The organism is Pseudorhodoferax sp. Leaf265, from assembly GCF_001422365.1.
GTDB lineage: Bacteria > Pseudomonadota > Gammaproteobacteria > Burkholderiales > Burkholderiaceae_C > Pseudorhodoferax.
This window is the reverse complement of record NZ_LMMT01000005.1, coordinates 147,061-165,129: the sequence shown is the minus strand read 5'-3', so window position 1 is coordinate 165,129 and position 18,069 is coordinate 147,061. Positions and strand designations below refer to the sequence as shown.

The 18,069-nt window shown below is 69.9% G+C and carries 13 protein-coding genes; 6 read left to right on the top strand and 7 right to left on the bottom strand.

What is annotated here, in order from left to right:
- Nucleotides 1-93: 93 nt before the first annotated feature.
- Nucleotides 94-1,062, bottom strand: a complete 969-nt coding sequence (locus ASF45_RS07830) for a GntP family permease (RefSeq protein WP_056659601.1) — start codon at nucleotides 1,060-1,062, stop codon at nucleotides 94-96.
- Between the two features lie 302 nt (nucleotides 1,063-1,364).
- Here ASF45_RS07830 and ASF45_RS07825 point away from each other — a divergent pair, with 302 nt between their 5' ends.
- The 6 genes from ASF45_RS07825 (at nucleotide 1,365) to ASF45_RS07800 (ending at nucleotide 11,766) form a co-directional block, all read left to right on the top strand.
- Nucleotides 1,365-2,759 (top strand): sigma 54-interacting transcriptional regulator, encoded by a 1,395-nt coding sequence (locus ASF45_RS07825; protein ID WP_235580849.1) that lies wholly within the window; start codon nucleotides 1,365-1,367, stop codon nucleotides 2,757-2,759.
- A gap of 422 nt (nucleotides 2,760-3,181) precedes the next feature.
- Nucleotides 3,182-3,835: a PEP-CTERM sorting domain-containing protein gene (locus tag ASF45_RS07820; RefSeq protein ID WP_162243969.1), complete on the top strand. Its 654-nt coding sequence runs from the start codon at nucleotides 3,182-3,184 to the stop codon at nucleotides 3,833-3,835.
- Nucleotides 3,836-3,978: 143 nt separating this feature from the next.
- Nucleotides 3,979-6,939 (top strand): SdrD B-like domain-containing protein, encoded by a 2,961-nt coding sequence (locus tag ASF45_RS07815; RefSeq protein ID WP_056659596.1) that lies wholly within the window; start codon nucleotides 3,979-3,981, stop codon nucleotides 6,937-6,939.
- Between the two features lie 68 nt (nucleotides 6,940-7,007).
- Nucleotides 7,008-9,146, top strand: coding sequence for a type I secretion system permease/ATPase (locus ASF45_RS07810; RefSeq protein ID WP_235580848.1), 2,139 nt, complete (start codon nucleotides 7,008-7,010; stop codon nucleotides 9,144-9,146).
- 8 nt (nucleotides 9,147-9,154) lie between these two features.
- The gene (locus ASF45_RS07805) at nucleotides 9,155-10,459 is read left to right on the top strand and encodes an HlyD family type I secretion periplasmic adaptor subunit (protein ID WP_056659592.1); all 1,305 of its coding nucleotides are present in this window, start codon (nucleotides 9,155-9,157) and stop codon (nucleotides 10,457-10,459) included.
- Nucleotides 10,459-11,766, top strand: a complete 1,308-nt coding sequence (locus ASF45_RS07800; RefSeq protein WP_082550869.1) for a TolC family protein — start codon at nucleotides 10,459-10,461, stop codon at nucleotides 11,764-11,766. The genes ASF45_RS07805 and ASF45_RS07800 overlap by 1 nt, the downstream gene beginning before the upstream one ends.
- 55 nt (nucleotides 11,767-11,821) lie before the next feature.
- Here the strand turns inward: ASF45_RS07800 and ASF45_RS07795 are convergent, their stop codons facing one another.
- The 6 genes from ASF45_RS07795 to ASF45_RS07770 are packed head-to-tail and all read right to left on the bottom strand — an operon-like array spanning nucleotide 11,822 to nucleotide 17,869.
- Nucleotides 11,822-12,796, bottom strand: a complete 975-nt coding sequence (locus ASF45_RS07795; protein WP_063887598.1) for a tripartite tricarboxylate transporter substrate binding protein — start codon at nucleotides 12,794-12,796, stop codon at nucleotides 11,822-11,824.
- A 31-nt stretch (nucleotides 12,797-12,827) separates the two neighbouring features.
- Nucleotides 12,828-13,655: a citryl-CoA lyase gene (locus ASF45_RS07790; RefSeq protein ID WP_056659588.1), complete on the bottom strand. Its 828-nt coding sequence runs from the start codon at nucleotides 13,653-13,655 to the stop codon at nucleotides 12,828-12,830.
- Entirely contained in the window at nucleotides 13,652-14,854 is a 1,203-nt protein-coding gene (locus ASF45_RS07785) for a CaiB/BaiF CoA-transferase family protein (RefSeq protein ID WP_056659586.1), read from the bottom strand. Before ASF45_RS07785 ends, ASF45_RS07790 begins: the two co-directional genes overlap by 4 nt.
- A gap of 9 nt (nucleotides 14,855-14,863) precedes the next feature.
- The gene (locus ASF45_RS07780; protein WP_056659583.1) at nucleotides 14,864-15,832 is read right to left on the bottom strand and encodes a tripartite tricarboxylate transporter substrate binding protein; all 969 of its coding nucleotides are present in this window, start codon (nucleotides 15,830-15,832) and stop codon (nucleotides 14,864-14,866) included.
- Nucleotides 15,833-15,858: 26 nt separating this feature from the next.
- Entirely contained in the window at nucleotides 15,859-16,830 is a 972-nt protein-coding gene (locus ASF45_RS07775; RefSeq protein WP_056659581.1) for a tripartite tricarboxylate transporter substrate binding protein, read from the bottom strand.
- A 34-nt stretch (nucleotides 16,831-16,864) separates the two neighbouring features.
- Nucleotides 16,865-17,869, bottom strand: coding sequence for an amidohydrolase (locus ASF45_RS07770; RefSeq protein ID WP_056659579.1), 1,005 nt, complete (start codon nucleotides 17,867-17,869; stop codon nucleotides 16,865-16,867).
- Between the last annotated feature and the right edge of the window lie 200 nt (nucleotides 17,870-18,069).

Here is an 18,069-nt window from a genome sequence, read left to right as displayed (position 1 = left end):
GCTCCTGCCGCAAAAAGCAGCAGGTTAGGGTTCTTACGTGGGTCAGATTTGGACGGAAATTACCTGTGGCAGTGGGTCAGTTCTGCGTGGAAATCAACAGGTGTTGGCCATGGGCAGCAGCGAGCCCAGCGTGCCCTTGTTGATGGCGCCCTGCAGGTCGGCGATGCGCTTGCGGTTGGTCAGTGCCAGCACCACGATGGCGGCCAGCATGGCGCCGATGATGGCCCAGATGGCCAGCACCTTCTTGAGGTCGATGTTCTTGAACCTGGCCGTGGCCAGCTCGCTGTGGTCGAAGGCCGGGATCACGTACTTGGAGAGCAGGAAGTTCAGGCCGATCACGAGCAGGATGGGCAGCAGCGCGAGGAAGAAGGACGGCAGGTTGGAGTTGTCCACCGCGGCGAACTCCTCCTTGTGCTCGCCATAGCCTTCGCCGGCCTTGCGCGCGGCGGCGGTGCGCCGCGACAGCCACAGCATGCCGGTGGCGAACATGAACACCGCCGCCACCAGGCCCATGCCGGGTGCGGCGTAGATGGTGGTCTTGAAGAACGGGATCGGGATCGCGTTCTGGATCGCCGGCGTGCCCGGCAGCGCCACCATCGTGAAGGTGAAGCTTCCGAGGCCGATGGCGGCCGGGATCAGCCGCTTGGGGATCTGCGCCTCGCGGAACAGCGAGGCCGCGATCGGGTAGACCGAGAAGGCCACCACGAACAGCGACACGCCGCCGTAGGTCAGCAGCGCACAGGCCAGCACCACGGCCAGGATGGCGCGCTCGCCACCGACCCAGCGCACGATCTGGTGGGCGATGGCGCGCGCCGCGCCCGATTCGTCCATCAGCTTGCCGAACACCGCGCCGAGCAGGAACAGCGGGAAGTAGGTGGCGAAGTAGCTGCCCAGCGCCGGCATGAAGATTTGCGTGTAGCTGGCGAAGAAGGGCAGGTCGCCGATGTTGAAGGCCACCGCCACGGCGGCGCACAGTGGCGAGATGAAGATGACGTTCCAGCCGCGGTGGGCCAGGAAGATGAGCAGCGCCAAAGACGCGAAGATGCCAACGATGCCGAGCATGGGAGTTGTCTCCGAAAGAGTGAGCGGTCCCTGCCTCCTGTGCGAAGACTGTGCCAAGCCGAAACCAAGGGTTAACCCAAACGTTTTGGAGCCAGAACGGCGCATCCCTGCGGCGGCCTGTACACGTTCCTGGACAGGCCATGGACCAGGTGTACAGTCACCTGGACACATGGCGGCAGTGGGTTGACCGCGCCACACGACAACAAAGTCAACGAGAAAGCCCGAGGGGACGCATGACTGCAGCGGCGCACACCGAAGCCTGGCCCGACGGCGTCCTGGGCCACAGCGCCGCCAGCATCCGCATGCTGGCCATCCGCTCGTTGTTTGACCGCCTGGAAGACCTGTGCGAGGGCGCCGTCGCCGTCGACATGGAGGCGCGCGTGGCGTGGATCAACGACAAGTACGCGCGCAAGGTCGGCCTGGACGATGCCCGGGCCGCGCTGGGCCGGCCGATCGAGGAGATCATTCCCCACAGCGCGCTGCGTGAAGTCGCGCGCAGCGGAAAGCCCATCGTGGTGGACATCATGCCGCTCGGTGCGGAGCACGTGGTGGTCACGCGGCTACCGCTGCGTGACGAGCAGGGCCACTTGGCGGGCGCCATCGGCTTCGTGCTGTACGAGCGGGTGGACGGGCTCAAGCCCGTCATGGCCAAGCTGCAGCAGTTGCAGGCGCGGCTGCAGGCGGCCGAGCGCGAACTGGCCGACAACCGCCGTGCGCGCTACAGCCTGGCGGCATTCCTCGGCACGTCGGCACCGGCGAACGAGGTCAAACGCCAGGCACGGCGCGCGGCACAGCTGGACGCCACCGTGCTGCTGTGCGGCGAGACCGGCACCGGCAAGGAGTTGCTGGCCCATGCCATCCACCATGTGTCCCCGCGTGCGGCGCGGCCCTTCGTCAGCGTCAACGCCGCCGCCATCCCCGAAGCGCTGCTGGAGGCCGAACTGTTCGGCGTCGCACCCGGTGCCTACACCGGGGCGGACCGCCGTGGCCGCGACGGCAAGTTCAAGCTGGCCGACGGCGGCACGCTGTTCCTGGACGAGGTGGGCGACATGCCCATGGCCCTGCAGCCCAAGCTGTTGCGCGTGCTGCAGGAACAGGAGATCGAGCCGCTGGGCGCCAACCGCCTGCTGCGGTTGGATGTGCGGGTGATTGCGGCCAGCAGCTTCGATCTGGGCCAACGCGTGGCCGAGGGCCGCTTCCGTGCCGACCTGTACTACCGGCTGGCCGTGCTTGCGCTGCGGCTGCCGCCACTGCGCGAGCGGCTGGACGACCTGCCCCTGCTGGTGGAGCACCTGCTGGAAGACATCGGGGCACGCATGGGGCAGGCGGTCGACATCGACGCGCATGGCTTGGCGCTGCTCCAGCAGCACGATTGGCCCGGCAACGTGCGCGAACTGCGCAACACCCTGGAACGCGCGCTGCTGCAAAGCGATACACCGCACCTGAGCGCGGCGCACGTCGCGGCGTCACTGCCTGCACCGAAGCCCGGCGCCATGCCGCTGCCCACCGAGCGGCCCGTCGCCGCGACCACCGACGCCGCGGTGCAACCGCTGGCCGACGCCCTTCTCACGGCGGAACGCCTGGCGATCTCCGCCGCGCTCGAGGCCCATGGCGGCAGCAAGGTGGCCGCCGCACGCGCGCTCGGCATCTCGCGCGCAGCGCTGTACCAGAAGCTGTCCGCCCACCGCATGGGCTGACCAGAGCGCCGCGCACCCAAGGGCCGACGCGGCTGCGCCGGCTGGCTCTGGCGCCAGCCTGGCGTCTTGGCGCCGCCCGCCGGCCCTCAGCAGGAGGGCCGGGGCAACGAACGGCCGGCCACAGCGCCCGTTGCCGTGAACACTGAAGCGATGGGAAAAGCGCGGCCAGCGCAACAATGCTCAGAACAGTATGCAAATTGAAACAAAATTTAGATGGGTTGCGTGAATACAAAACAACAAATTCGCGCACTGAAAATGACAAACTCGCACACCTCTCATTGACCAAAAAAATTGTGTACCGTGAGTGCGCATTCTTTCGGCGCTGAGGTCATCGGGGGAGGCAGCGCCGGGATCGTTGATCGAGGGCCGAGGCAACTGTTGCCCCGCGCGCCATGACCAATACAACAACGTACGAGGAATCCATGAAATTTCGTCCAAAGATGCTGCTCGCCGCCTTGGCTCTGGCGGGAGTGGCAGGCGCTGCCCAGGCCGATGTGCTCAAGGTCGATGTCAACAACGGCTACACGACGCTGGCGCAGGCCCCTGGGTACCAAGGTGAAGTCGCGCAGTGGAGCGTCACCAACACCACCGTGCCGGCGGTCGGCGCACCGTATGACAGCTTCGTGGCCTACTGCCTGCAGATGATGGAATCGGTCGAACAGGTCGGCGAGCAGAACTACAGCCGTGTCAGCTTCGCTGCCAATGCCGACGTGCAGGAGCTGTACGACCGCTTCTACAGCAGCTCGCTCACCAGCGCCGTCAATGCCGTGGGCTTCCAACTGGCCCTGTGGGATCTGCTCGGCCAGGCCGATGCGACCAGCTTCGTCACCGGGCTTTCGGGTGCAGGCGCTGCGGCCCTGATGATGCTGGACGAGGTGCACAACGGCACCGATCCCTACCAGCAGGACCAGTACGAGCTGATCTCTTGGATCTCCCCAGACAACCAGGATCTGTTGCAGGCCGTGTCCACAGGCTCCGGCGAGGTGCCCGAGCCGAACGCCCTGGTGCTGGGCGGCGTCGGCCTGCTTGCCCTGGGCTGGGCTTCGCGCCGGCGCAAGACCGCGAACCGCATCTGACCCTGCCGGCGGCGCACGGCGAAGCCGTGCGCTGCTGAACCGGCGCGCGGGGGGGCGGTTGTCGCCCCCGCGCCGCATCGTCTGAAATCCACAGTGTTTGAACATCGTCCTGCGCCGCAATGCGGGCGGGAGAGGAGCGTTTGATGGGAGCCCCCAATAACCTGACCACCAGCGTCGAGGTCTGTGAAGACACGGACAAGACCTTCAGTCTGGTGGACCTGCTCGTCGCGGCTGGCTACACGCCGACGGCACCGGTGACGGTGACGCAGGCGCTGGTGACCAATCCGGACGGAACGATTTCGCCGGCGCCGACTTCCCTGGTGCGCCTGACCACCGATGGCAGCGGTATGACCATCACCGCCAGCAACGAGGCGAACTGGTACGGCAGCCTGAGCAGCCTGAACCTGGTGGTCGAGGTGGGGGTGCAAACCTTCACGGTGCGCGTGAACATCACGGTCCTGCCGGTCAACGATGCGCCGGAAGGCGCGGACCACGCCATCGCGCTGACCGACGATGCGGGCTATGTGCTCAAGGAGTCCGATTTCGGCTTCCACGACCCGGTGGAGGGGAACAACTTCAAGTCGGTCGTGCTGACCACCCTGCCGAGCTCCGGCCAGCTCCTGCTCAACGGCGTGGCCCTGGTGGCCGGTGCCGAGGTCTTGGTGCAGGACATCCGGGCCGGCGCGCTGGTGTACAGGCCGCCGGCGGCGGGCGCGGGGCCGGTCGGCTTCGACTTCCAGGTGCGCGACGATGGCGGCACCGCCAACTGCAACGGCCAGGACCTCGACCTCACGCCCAACCGCATCACCTTCGAGCCGGAACTGGGCAGCCTGGGCGACCGCGTCTGGTTCGATGCCAATGGCAACGGGACCCAGGACACTGGCGAGGCCGGCGTGGCCGGCATCAACGTGGTGCTGACGGGAGCGGGCGCCGACGGCACGTTCGGCACGGCCGACGACGTGTTCCGCGCCACCACCACGAACGCCCAGGGCAACTACCTGTTCGACGACCTGGCATCGGGCCAGTACCGCGTGACCTTCAATGCGGGCAGCACCTACACCTTCACTGCAGCGGACCGTGGCAGCAACGACGCTGCCGATTCCGATGCCAACGCCAGCGGCGCGACGGGCGTGGTGCAACTGGGCATCGGCGAGCACGACCTGACCGTGGACGCTGGCCTGGTGCTGCGCGACACCAACACCGCCAAGCTCGGCGACCGGCTGTGGTACGACACCAACCGCAACGGCGTGCAGGACACGGGCGAGACCGGGGTGGCCGGCATCACCGTCACGCTGGCCGGCGCGGGCGCCGACGGCGTGTTCGGCACGGCCGACGACATCAGCCGCACGACGACCACGAACAGTGCAGGCAACTACCTGTTCAGCAGCCTGGCGGCCGGGCAATACCGCGTGACCTTCGGCGCGGTCGCCGGCCACAACTTCACCGCAGCCAACGCGGGCACCAACGACGCGACCGACTCCGACGTGAACGCCAGCGGCGTCTCCCATACGGTCACGCTGGCGATCGGTCAGTCCGACCTGACGGTGGACGCTGGCATCGTGCAACGCGAGACCAACACCGCCAAGCTCGGCGACCGGCTGTGGTACGACACGGACCGCGACGGCGTGCAGGACACGGGCGAGACCGGCGTGGCCGGTGTCACCGTCACGCTGGCCGGCGCAGGCGCCGACGGCGTGTTCGGAACGGCCGACGACATCGCCCGCACGACGACCACGAACAGCACGGGCAACTACCTGTTCAGCAACCTGGCGGCAGGCCAGTACCGCGTGAGCTTCGGCGCCGTGGCCGGCTACAACTTCACCACGGCCAACGCGGGCGGCAACGACGCGACGGACTCCGACGTCAACGCCAGCGGCGTCTCGCACACGGTCACGCTGGCCATCGGCCAGTCCGACCTGACGGTGGACGCCGGCATCGTGCAGCGCCCGGTCACCACCGGCGCCATCGGCGACTTCGTCTGGTTCGACTACGGCACAGGGGCCAGCAACCACAACAACCTGCAGGACAGCAACGAAACCACGCTGCCGTACCTCGTCGCCAACGTGAAGGTGACCCTGCACGACGCCGGCACCGGCACCATCCTGCAGACCACCTACACGGGAACCGACGGCAAGTACCTGTTCACCGGCGTCAACGCCGGCAACTACTACCTGACCTTCGACAAGAGCAACGCCGTGGCCTACAGCGCCTACTATGGCCGCTATGAGAGCGTGGCGCGCCAGGCCTGGGTGCAGAAGGACGTGGGCAACGACGACACGCGCGACTCCGACGTCAGCGGCCTCATGCGGACCGATGAGGAGCTGTATGTCTCGCGCACCGACAGCTTCTACCTCGCGCAGGGGCAGACCGACCTCACGCGCGATGCCGGCATCACGCCCATCGTGCTGGACCTGGACGGCAACGGCATTCAGACCGTGGCACGCCAGGCCTCGGACGCCAGCTTCGACCTGTTCGGCAACGGCACCCCCGTGCACTCGGGCTGGATCTCCGGCGGTGACGGCTTCCTGGCCGTGGACAGCAACGGCAACGGCCGCATCGACGACATCGGCGAACTGTTCGGCGGCAATGCCAAGGGCGCGGGCTTCGCCAAGCTGGCCAGCTTCGACAGCAACGGCGACGGCCTGGTCGACAGCCGCGACGCCGCCTTCGGCGAGCTGCGCGTCTGGGTGGATGCCGATGGCAACCGCCAGACCGACGCCGGCGAGCTGCGCACGCTGGCCGAGGCCGGTGTCGCCGCGCTGACGGTGGACTACGTGGAGCAGCCCTTCCTCGATGCGCAGGGCAACCTGCACCTGGAGCGCAGCAGTGCCAGCCTAGCCGACGGCAGCGTGGTGGACATGACCGATGTCTACTTCAACGTCGATGCCGCCGACGCCCAGGCGGCCGGCGTGGCATTGCCGACCATGGCCGAACTGCTGGGCGTGGACGACGCGCTGCTGCAGCAGGCTTTCGGTGCGGGCACGCTGAGCGGGCAGGCCGGCCTGCCCGCCGCCGATCTCGGCTTCGATGCCGCCGCCGAAGCGCAGCGGGCCATCGCCGAAGCCATGAAGCACGCCGAGGCCTCGCTGTCCGTGAGCTGCTGAAGCCAGGCCTGCCCCGGGCGGCGGCCTTCCTTTCCGTGCCGCCGGCAGCGCTGGCGCGCGTCCATGCCATGACCTCTCCCTCCATGATCCAGGCAGCGCTGCCAGCCGAGGCGCCGCTGCTGGACGGCATCGCCTTCCTGGCACGCTACTTCGGCACCGCCATCGAGCGCGCCACGCTGCTGGAGGCCGCGCGCGGCAGCGGCGGCATCGATGACCTGCTGGCCATCTGCGCCGCGCGTGCCGGCCTGGCCTGCACGCCGCTGCCAGCGGGCGAGGTGCGCGCCACCATGCTGCCGGCGCTGGTGCGTGGCGACAACGGCCGCGTGCTGGTGGCCTTGCAGCGCGAGGGCGAGCGTTTCGAATGCCATGTGCCCGGTGTGCAGGGCAGCCACTGGCTGAGTCTGGCCCAACTGCAGGCCGAGTGCCCCGGCGCGCGCTGGCACGCCGTGCGCCCCGCGCTGTTCTTCGACCAGCGCAGCCTGCTCTACACCCTGCCGTCTGCGCGGCGCTGGTTCTGGGACGTGTTCGGCCGCAACCGCTGGATCTTCCGCTGGGCCTTGCTCGGCACGCTGGCGCTGAACCTGTTCGGCGCGCTGATCCCGTTCTTCTCGATGGCGGTCTACGACCGCGTCGTGCCCAACAATGCGCTCGGCAGCCTGTGGGTGCTCACGCTGGCGGCCGTGCTGCTGCTGGGCTTCGAGCTGGCCATGAAGCTGTTGCGCAGCGGTCTGCTGGAATCGGCCGCCCGACGCATGGATCTGGCCCTGTCCTCGGCCATCTTCGCGCAGTGCCTGCGCCTGCGCGCAGCCACGCGGCCGGCCTCGGGCGGCGTGCTGGCCAACCTGGTGCGCGACTTCGAATCCGTGCGCGACTTCTTCGCCGCCGGCACGCTGGCCGTGCTGGGCGACCTGCCGTTCCTGCTGCTGTTCCTGGGCCTGATCGTGCTGATCGGCGGCTGGCTGGTGCTGGTGCCGCTGGCCATGATCGTGCTGATGCTGGCCAGCGCCTGGCTGCTGCAAAAGCCGCTGGCGCGCCAGGTCATGTCCTCCACGCGCGAAGGCGCGCAGCGCACGGCCCACCTGTTCGAAACCATGAACGCGCTGGACACCGTCAAGTCGCTCGGCGCGGAGGCCTGGAGCCGGCGCAAGTGGGAGCAGCTGACGGTGGCCATCGCCCACAGCAGCCTGAAGACGCGCGAACTCGTCAACCTGGGCGCCTCGTTCTCGACCTCGGCCATGGGCCTGTCCAGCGTGCTGCTGGTCACCGCCGGCGCCGTGCTGATCGGCGAGCAGGCGCTCACGCTGGGCCAGCTCATCGGCGTGACCATGCTGTCGGGCCGGGCCCTGACGCCGGTGGCGCAGATCGCCGGCCTGATGGTGCGCTGGCAGCAGACCCGCTTGTCCCTGCAGGCCACCGACCAGATCATGGCCGCGGCCACCGACGACGCCGGCGCCACGCTGCATGCGCCGCCGCTGCGCGGCGCGCTCGAATTGCGCGAGGTGCACTTCGCCTACCCGCAGCGTCCACCGCTGCTGGACCGGCTGAGCCTGCGCATCCGACCCGGCGAGCGGGTCGGCTTCATCGGCAAGCTGGGCTCGGGCAAGAGCACGCTGCTCAAGCTGGTGCTGAACCTGCACCAGCCTGCCAGCGGCAGCGTGCTGGTGGACGACCTCGTCACCACCCAGCTCGACGCGCTGAGCCTGCGGCGCCAGATCGGCTACGTGCCGCAGGACGTCACGCTGTTCCACGGCACCGTGCGCGAGAACATCGAACTGGGCCGCACCGAAGGGGGCGACGCGGCGCTGCTGGCCTCCATCCGCAGCGCCTGCCTGGACGAAACGCTGGCGCAGCTGCCCGCCGGCGTGGACACCCAGGTCGGCGAGCGCGGCGAGCTGTTGTCCGGCGGCCAGCGCCAGGCCGTGGCCATCGCACGGGCGCTGCTGCCGCGCCCGCGCCTGCTGCTGCTGGACGAGCCCAGCTCCATGATGGATCCGGCCACCGAGCAGCGCCTGATCGGCCAGCTGCGCGCGCTGCCCGACACCACGCTGCTGCTGGTCACGCACCGCATGGCCATGCTGCCGCTGGTCGACCGCCTGGTCGTCATGGACCGCGGCCGCGTCGTGGCCGATGGGCCGCGCGACCAGGTGCTGCGTGCGCTCGCGCAGAACGCCGGGGCCGTCCCGGCCCAGCAGCAGGCCGCCGGTTGAGAAGCGCCATGGCAAGCGATCTCCAAGCCCTGACCGGTCCTGCCGAGCTGGACACCACGCCGCGCCGTCTGGCCCTGGTGCTGGTGGCCGCGCTGGCCCTGTTCTGCGTCGTCGCCCTGGCCTGGATGGCCCTGGCCCGGATCGATGTGGCCGTCAACGCCCGCGGCAGCGTCGTCGCACCCAGCCGCCTGCAGGAAGTCGCCAGCCTGGAAGGCGGCATCGTGCACCGCCTGCTGGTCAAGGCCGGCGACACGGTGCTGCGCGGCCAGCCCTTGGTCCAGCTGGACCGTGCCCAGTACGCTGCCGACCTCGGCGAAAGCCTGCAGACGCGCCGGGCGCTGCAGGCCGCGCGCATCCGCTTCGACGCGCTGCTCGCCGGCCGCACGCCCGACTTCTCCGGCCTGGACCCCGAGGCGGCACCGCTGGTGCGCGAGGAGCAGCGCCTGTGGCAGGAAGCCTGGCGCGAGCACCAGGCCGGCCAGGCCGCCACCGCGCAAGCCGTGCGCGCACGCGCCGCCGAGCTGCAGGAGGCGCATGGCCGCATCGCCAGCCTGCAGGCGTCCGAAGCCTCGGCGCGCGAATCGCTGCAGATCGAGGAGCGCCTGCTGCAGGCCGGCGCCGGTGCGCGCGCCGATTTCCTGGCGGCGCAGCAGCGCTGGCTGGCCCAGAAGGGCGAGCTGTCGGCGCTGCGCGAATCGCTGCCGCGCCTGCAGGCCGCGCTGGCCGAAGCCCAGGCCCAGGGCGCCGAGCTGACGGCGCGCGCACGCGCGCAGTGGGGCCTGCAGCGCACCGAGATCGAGGGCAAGCTCGGCACCTTGTCGCCGCAGGTCCAGGGACGCGAGGACCGGCTGCAGCGGCGCGAGCTGCTCTCGCCCATGGACGGCGTGGTCAACCGCGTGCTGATCGCCACCCAGGGCGGCGTGGCGGGCGCCGGTGCGCCCATCCTGGAGATCGTGCCGCACGACGATGCGCTGCGCATCAGCGCGCGGGTCGGCCCGGCGGACATCGGCTTCCTGCACGCACGGCAGCAGGCCCGGGTGCGCGTCGCAGCCTTCGATGCGTCGATCTACGGCACGCTGGACGCCACCGTCCAGCGCGTCGGCGCCGACGTGCTGCTGGACAACGACAAGCAGCCCTACTTCGAGGTCGAACTCATGGCCGCGAACAGCCACCTGGAGCATGACGGCAAGCGGCTGGCGCTGCAGCCCGGCATGTCGGTGGACGCCAGCATCCTGACCGGCCAGCGCACCGTGCTGCAGTACCTGCTCAAGCCGGTGTTCAAGACCCTGGGCATGGCCCTGCAGGAGCGCTGATGGCTCGACACATTCTGGTGGCGGCGCTGTGCCTGGCCTGGCTGGCCGGCTCGGCCACGGCGCAGGACGAGGCGGCGTGGACGCTGCCGCGCGCGCTGGAGCAGGCGCTGGCGCGCGATGCGCGGGTGGCCGGCGCCCGCGCCAACGCGCAGGCCGCGCGGGCGCAGCAGCGCCAGGCCGACAGCCGGCTCTGGCCCAGCGCCGGCCTGCGCCTGACCCATGGCCGCAGCTCCGACCGCGACCCGCCCTTCGTGCTGGAGCGCACTACGCGCCGCGGCGAAGCCTTCCTGCGCTGGAATTTGTTCAACGGCCTGGAAGACCAGCGCCAGATCGCGGCCCAGGAATTCGATGCGATCGCCGCCGAGGCCGACCTGCTGCAGGCGCTGGACGAAGCCTGCGAGCGCATCGCCGCCGCCTACTTCACGTTGCTGCGCCAGCAGCACCTGGCCCAGCTGGCCCGCGAGCGCCTGCGCGAGGTCGAGCGGCTGGCCGCGCGCGTGGCCAGCCAGGCCGCGCTGGGCAAGACTTCGGATGCCGACGCCCAGCTCGCCGAGGCCTCGCGCATCGACGCGCAGCTCGCGCTGCAGGGCATCGAGGCCGAGCAGCAGGCGGCCCGTTCCCGGCTGGCCGTGCTGCTGGGCTTGCAGCAGGGCGCTGGACTGCGGGTGGCCGAGGTGCTGCCGCCGCCCGCGGATGCCGACCTGGAGCCGCGCGCCTGGGCCGACCAGGCGGAGCGGCAGAACGGGCAATGGCTGGCCGCCGCGGCGCGCGTGGCCGGCACGCGTCGGCGCATCGCCAGCATCGCACCCGAGTACCTGCCGCGGCTGGACCTGGACCTGCGCCGCAGCCTGTACGACCGCACCGATCCACAGCCCACCACCTCCCAGCGCCATGGCTGGTCCGTCGGCGTGACCTGGGAGGTGCCGCTGGGCGGCGCGCCACGTGCGCGCCAGGACGAACTGCGTGCCCGCGCCGCGCTGGCCGAGGCCGAACTGCAACGTGTGCGCGACGAGGTGCAGACCGATGCCGGTGCCGCGCGCGAGCAGGCACGCCAGACCGCCAGTGCCGTGCCGCAGCTGGCGCAGCAGCGCCAGCGCTGGGAGCAGGTGGTGCGCGCCAGCGAGCTGCAGTTCGACGCCGGGCGGCGCAGCCTGATGCAGCTGATCGACCAGTACGACCGGCGCTTCGGCGTGCAGCAACGCGACATCGACAACGCCTGGCAGCAGGCCGAGGCCCATCTGCGGCTGCGCCGGCTGGCGGGCGACCTGGCCGAGTGGTTCGGCGTGCTGGACGGCGGCGCGCGCTGAGGCCCGGGGCCGGCCTGCGCTGGCGCCACGGGCGAGGTGCCAGGTACCGCGGTTCTCAGTCCAGCGAGATGTTGGCGCTGCGGATGACCTCACCCCATTTCTGCTGGTCGCGCCGGACCCAGACGCCGACCTCCTGCGGCCCGGTCGGCAGCGGCTCCATGCCATGGGCCTCGATCCTGCGCGCCAGTTCGGGATCCTTGAGCGTCTGCTGCAGCAAGGCGCTGATGCGCTCCACCACCGCAGGCGGCGTTTTCAGCGGAACGTACATGGCGTACCACGACGTGTAGTCGAAGCCGGGGAGGACGGCGGACATGAGCGGCAGCGACCGGGTCGCGGGCGAGGTGCTGGCCGAGGTCGCGGCGACCAGGCGCACCCGCCCCTTGTCGATGGCGGCCTGCAGCGAGGGCAGGCTGCTGAACATGGCTCCCACGCGGCCCGACGCGAGGTCGGAGATGGCCGGCGCCGTGCCCTTGTACGGCACGTGGATCACCTCGGTCTTCGACAGGCTCTTGAACAGCTCGGCGCCCAGATGCGCGGTGCCGCCCACGCCGGCCGACGCGAAGGACAGCTGGCCGGGGTTGGCGCGGGCGTAGTCGACCAGCTCCTGCACGTTGCGGACCGGCAGCTTGGCGGACACCACCAGCACATGGGCGCTGGTCGTCACCATGCCCACGGGTTGCAGCCTAGCCAGGTGGTCGGCGCCACCCTGCTTGCTCAGGAGCGGCTGCAGCACCGCGTTGCCCAGCGCGGGCATCCACAGCGTGTGGCCATCGGGCTCGGAGCGGCTGACGGCCATCAGCGAGGGGATGCCCATGGCGCCGCCCTGGTTCTCGACGACGAACGCCTGGCCGGTGGTCGTGGCGAGCTTCTGCGCGATCTCGCGCGCCGTGATGTCGGCGGGGCCGCCCGCGGCGTAGGGCACCACGATCTTCACCGGCTTGGCAGGCCAGTTCGCCTGTGCGTGCAAGGTGCCGGCGGCGGCGCAGAGCGCCGCGACGACGAGCGTGCGGCGGTGGAGGCAAGGGCTCACGGGTGGGTCTCCGGTTGTAGATTCGGCATGCTCAGGGGTGCGTGGGCACATCGCGCGGCGCGGGGCCGTCGTAGGTCCACAGGTAGTCGCGCGGAATCGGTCCCTTGTTCCTGCCGCCCTGGCCCGTCTGCTCCCAGGCGTGCGACAGGATGCCGACGGAGCGCGAGAGGCAGAACAGGCCACGCGCGAGCGGGGCCGGAAAGCCCAACTCGGCATAGATGACCGCGGTGGCACCGTCGATGTTCATGGGGATGCGGCGGCCGCCCTTGCGCGCGGCCAGTTCTTCTTCCACCGCCCTGCCGATCGCGGCGAAGCGGCCGCCGACCACGCCGCTGCGCGCGGCCTCGTCCACCAGCGCCAGCAGCCTGGGCGCGCGTGGGTCCAGCGGGTGGAAGCGGTGCCCGTAGCCGGAGACGAACTTGCCGCGCTCCTCGATCGCCTTGTCGAGGCCGGCGCGCGTGCTGTCGGCCAGCGAGGCGCCGGCGTCCTGGCGGCGCGCGATGTCCTCGAACATCTCCACGGCCTGCTCGCCTGCGCCGCCATGCACATCGCCCAGCACGTTCACGGCCGACGCCATGGCGTTGTTCAGCCCCACGCCGCAGGTCGTCGCCATGCGTGCGATGGCGATGCTCGGGGCCTGCGGGCCGTGGTCCACGCCTGCCACCAGGGCGGCGTCCAGCAGGCGCGCTTGGCCCGCGTCGGGCAGCTCGCCGCGCGTCATCAGCCAGACCATCTGGGCGAAGCCGACGCGGCCGATCAGCTCCTCGATGGCGTAGCCGCGAAAGCGGATCGCGCCGGGGCGCATGTCGATGATGGAGGTGCGCCACCAGTCGGGAACGCGGGGGTCGTCGGTGCTCATACAACCTTCTCCTTGATGTGTTCTTCGATCTCGCCCGGCGTGTAGCCGAGCTCTGCCAGGATGGCCGTGGTGTGCTCGCCCAGACGCGGCGGCGGGCGGTCCACGCGCGGTGCTTCGCCGTTGAGCTTGAAGCCGGTGCGCACCACGCGGATGTCGCGCCCCACGCCGGGCACGTCCTGGAAGGTGCCCACCATGCCGCGCTGCGCGATCTGCGGGTGCTCCAGGGCCTGCGGCACCGAGTAGACCGGCCCGGCCGGCACGCCGACCGCATTGAACAGCTCCCACCAGGCGTTGACCGACTTCGCGGACAGCGCGTCCTCGACCAGTGCCTTGAGGGCGGCGCGGTGCTGCAGCCGGCCCTGGCGGTCGGCGAAGCGTGGGTCCGTCTTCCATTCGGGGTGCGCCAGCACGTCGCACACGGCCTCCCACTGCTCCTGCTTGTTGGCGGCGATGTTCAGCAGGCCGTCGCCGGTGCGAAAGGTGCCGGAGGGGCTGGCCGTCACGTTGTCGTTGCCCAGCGGCTGGGGCGCGCGGCCGGCGATCAGGTGGTTGGAGACGGCCCAGCCCATGGTGGCCATGGCAGCCTCCAGCATCGACACGTCGACGAACACGCCGCCGGTGCGGTGGCGGTCGGCCAGCGCGCTGGCCACGGCGAACGCCGCCGTGATGCCGCCGATGGTGTCGGCCACCGGGTAGCCCACGCGGTAGGGTGCGTTCTCCGGAGCGCCGGTGATGCTCATGACGCCGGACATGCCCTGGATGATCTGGTCGTAGGCCGGCAGGTCGCGCAGCGGCCCGTCCTGCCCGAAGCCCGAAATTGCGCAGTAGATGAGCCGGGGGTTTTCCTTCAACAAGTCTTCGTAGCCCACGCCCAGGCGCTGCATCACACCGGGCCGGTAGTTCTCGACCAGCACATCGGCCGTGCGCACCAGTCGGCGCAGCGCTTCCTTGCCCTTCGGATGCTTGAGGTCCAGCGTGATGGACCGCTTGCCCGGGTTTTGCGCCAGGAAGGACACGCCCATCATGGCCTTGTTCAACGCGGGATCGGCGCCGAGCTGGCGGGCCAGGTCGCCGGTGTTGCGCGCTTCCACCTTGATGACGTCGGCGCCCATGTGCGCCAGTTGGTGGCACGCGAAGGGTCCCGCCAGCACGTTGGTCAGGTCCAGCACGCGGATGCCGTGCAGGGGTTGGATGGCCATGGAGGTTCCTTACTCGGGCTTGATGTTGGCCGACTTCACCACGGCCGCCCAGCGCTTCGTCTCGGAAGCGGCCTGCTGCGATGCCTGTGCCGGTGTGTTGACGACCGGCGTCAGCCCTTGTTCGGCCAGGCGCCGCTTGCCATCGTCGGCGTTCAGCGCTGCCGCAAATGCCTTGTTCAGCGTGTCGATGACTGGCTGCGGCGTGCCGGCGGGTGCCGCGAAACCGACCCAGAAATCCATCACGAAGCTCGGCAGCTTGGCCTCCTTGGCGGACGGCACATCGGGCAGCAACGGCGAGCGCGCCTCGCTCGTGACCACCAGCGGGCGCAGCTTGCCCGACCTGATGTGCGGCAGCGCCGTCGGCAACGACGTGACCAGTGCCTGCACTTGGCCTGCCATCAGGTCGGTCAGCACCGCGCCGGCGCCCTTGTACGGGATGTGCACCAGGTCGATGCCGGCGGCGGTCTTGAACAACTCGCCGCCCAGGTGCGTGTTCGTCCCGTTGCCGCCCGAGCCATAGTTCATCGTGCCGGGCTTGGCCTTGGCCAAAGCGATGAAATCCTGCACCGTCTTCACCGGCAAGCCCAGGTTGACCACCAGGACATGCGGCGCGGAGGCGGCCGTGATGATGTGCGAGAAGTCCTTCTGCGCATCGAATGGCATCTTGGGCAACAGGCCCGGCGCGATGGTGAAGGACATCTCGGTTGTCAGCACGGTGTAGCCGTCTGGCGCGGCCCGCGCAACGGTCCCCCAGCCGATCAGCCCGCCGCCGCCCACCTTGTTGTCCACGACGAAGGGTTGGCCCAGGCCGTTGGCGACCTGGTTGGCGGCCAGGCGCGCCACGATGTCGGTCGTGCCGCCCACAGCGTAGGGGACGACGATGGTGATGGGCCGCACCGGGAAGGTCTGTGCCGATGCGGTGGAGCCCGCGGCAATGGTCAGGGCTGCAGCGACGGGCAGGAAGCGGGACATGTTCATGGGAAGGTCTCCGGTGAAGTGGGCGGTCAGTCGAGCTTGATGTTTCCGCTGCGCACGACGGCGCCCCAGCGCTGTTGCTCGGTCTTCAGCAGTGCCACGGCCTCCTGCGATGTGCCGCCCACCGGTGCGCTGCCCTCGGCGAGCAGCGTGGCGATGGTGTCGGTGCGCGCCAGGGCTTTGGCCACTTCGGCTTGCAGGCGCGCAACGATGGCAGGCGGCGTGCCGGCCGGCGCGACGAGCATCTTCCAGTCGCTGGTATCGAAGCCGGCGTAGCCGCTCTCGCCCACCGTCGGCACATCGGGCAGCGCCGGCATGCGCTTGGCAGAGCTGACTGCCAGCGCGCGCAGCTTGCCGGCCTTGATGAACGGGATGACCGTCTGCGGCGTGGCGAAGTAGTAGTCGACCTGGCCGCCCAGCAGATCGTTGGCGGCCGGGCCTGCGCCCTTGTACGGGATGTGCCGCGTGCTGATGCCGGCCTGCTTCGTGAAGACCTCACCGGTCAGGTGGCCCACGGTGCCGTTGCCGGCCGAGGCCATGGTCAGCGCATCGGGTTTGGCCTTCGCGGCGTTGACCAGATCCTTCAATGTCTTGTAAGGCGACCCGTCCTTGACCACCAGCACCACGGCCTGACCCGCCACCGTGGCAACGGGTGTGAAGGCCTTGGCCGCGTCGTAAGGCATCTTCGCGTACAGCGACGGGTTGATGGCCAGGTTGGCCGTCTGGCCCATGCCCAGCGTGTAGCCGTCCGGTGCCGCCTTGGCCACGGCGTCCATGCCGATGTTTCCGCCGGCGCCGGCCTTGTTGTCCACGATCAGCGTCCAGCCCGTCCCGATGCGGACCTTGTCCAGCACCATGCGCGTCACGATGTCGGTGCCACCGCCCGGCGGGAAGGGCACGATCACCTTGATCGGCTGGCTGGGATAGGCGCCGGGCTGCGCGTGCGCGGCGGCGGCAAGGACCAGCGCGAGCGCGCCGGACAGGTAGGGCAAAAGCCTCATGGTGTCTCCAGATGGTGTGGAAGGAGGGGAGCGGTCAGGCGAGCCGGTACACGCGGCTCGCCGTGCCCTGGAACAGGGCGTGGCGCTCTGTGGCGGAGAAATCGGCCGTGAGCTTCTTGAACGCGTTCCAGCCGTTCACGAAGCTGTACGAACCCTTGTCGACCGGGAAATTGCTTTCGAACATGCAGCGCTCGGGGCCGAACGCGTCGATGCAGCCGAGCAGCCAGGGCCGCCAGGTGGCGGCCAGCCGGTCCGAGCTCGGCGGCAGCGCGCCGCTGTCGAAGCCGAAGCCGTTGATGCGCATGCCCAGGCCGCCCAGCTTCACATGGACGTTGGGGAACCGGGCCAACGCCTGCATGGATGCACGCCAGCGGGCGAACACCTCGTCGCGGTGCGCCGCGTGGGCGCCGATGCGCACCACGCCGCCGCAGTGGTCCACGATGATGGGCAGCGCGGGGAAGGCGGCGGCCACCTCCATCAGTTCGGGCAGCTGCGGCCAGAACAGCCAGGCGTCGTAGGACAGGCCCTGCGCCTGCAGCTGCGCCAGGCCCGCCCGGTAGGCGGCGTCGCGCAGCAGGCCCTGCGGCGCGGCGGTGAGCGGGTTGGCCAGCGAACCGTCCGCATCCCAGGTGGTCAGGTGGCGCACGCCGCGAAAGCGGCCGCGGCCGGCCTGCGCATGGGCGTCCAGCACCGCGGCGACGCCGGCTCCCAGGCGAAGGTCGGCGTAGCCCACGATGCCCTTGGCGATCTCGGGCGTGCGCGCGCCCGCCGTGGACGCCACGACGAACGCCGTCTCGCCGACCGGCCGCAAGGCCTCGGGGCCATCGGTCCGGTAGCGCGTGAGCGCCTGCATGTAGACCGAGGCCTGGACGGCGTGCCCGCTGCGGGCGTCGGCCGCGTAGTCGGCGTGCAGGTAGGTCCAGCCCGTCCGGTCGTAGAAGTGGTGGTGCGCGTCCACGATGGGCAGGGCCGGCTCGATGGCCTGCTCCTGTCCGCGCTGCAGCCATTCCTCGCGCACCGGGAGGTAGTTGGAACTCACCCCCGGCTCCTTGCGCAACCAACGAACGGGCGCATCTGCACCGGCTCGGCGGTGGCCGTGCCTTGTCCGGGAGTGGGCCGCATCGATGTTTGCTTCATGAATCCGACGGTGTGATTGTTCTGTTGAGTAGAACTATGTTCTGTGTAAAAGAACTATAAGCGCGCAAGGCATCTCTGTGGCATGCGGGAAAACCCTCGAAT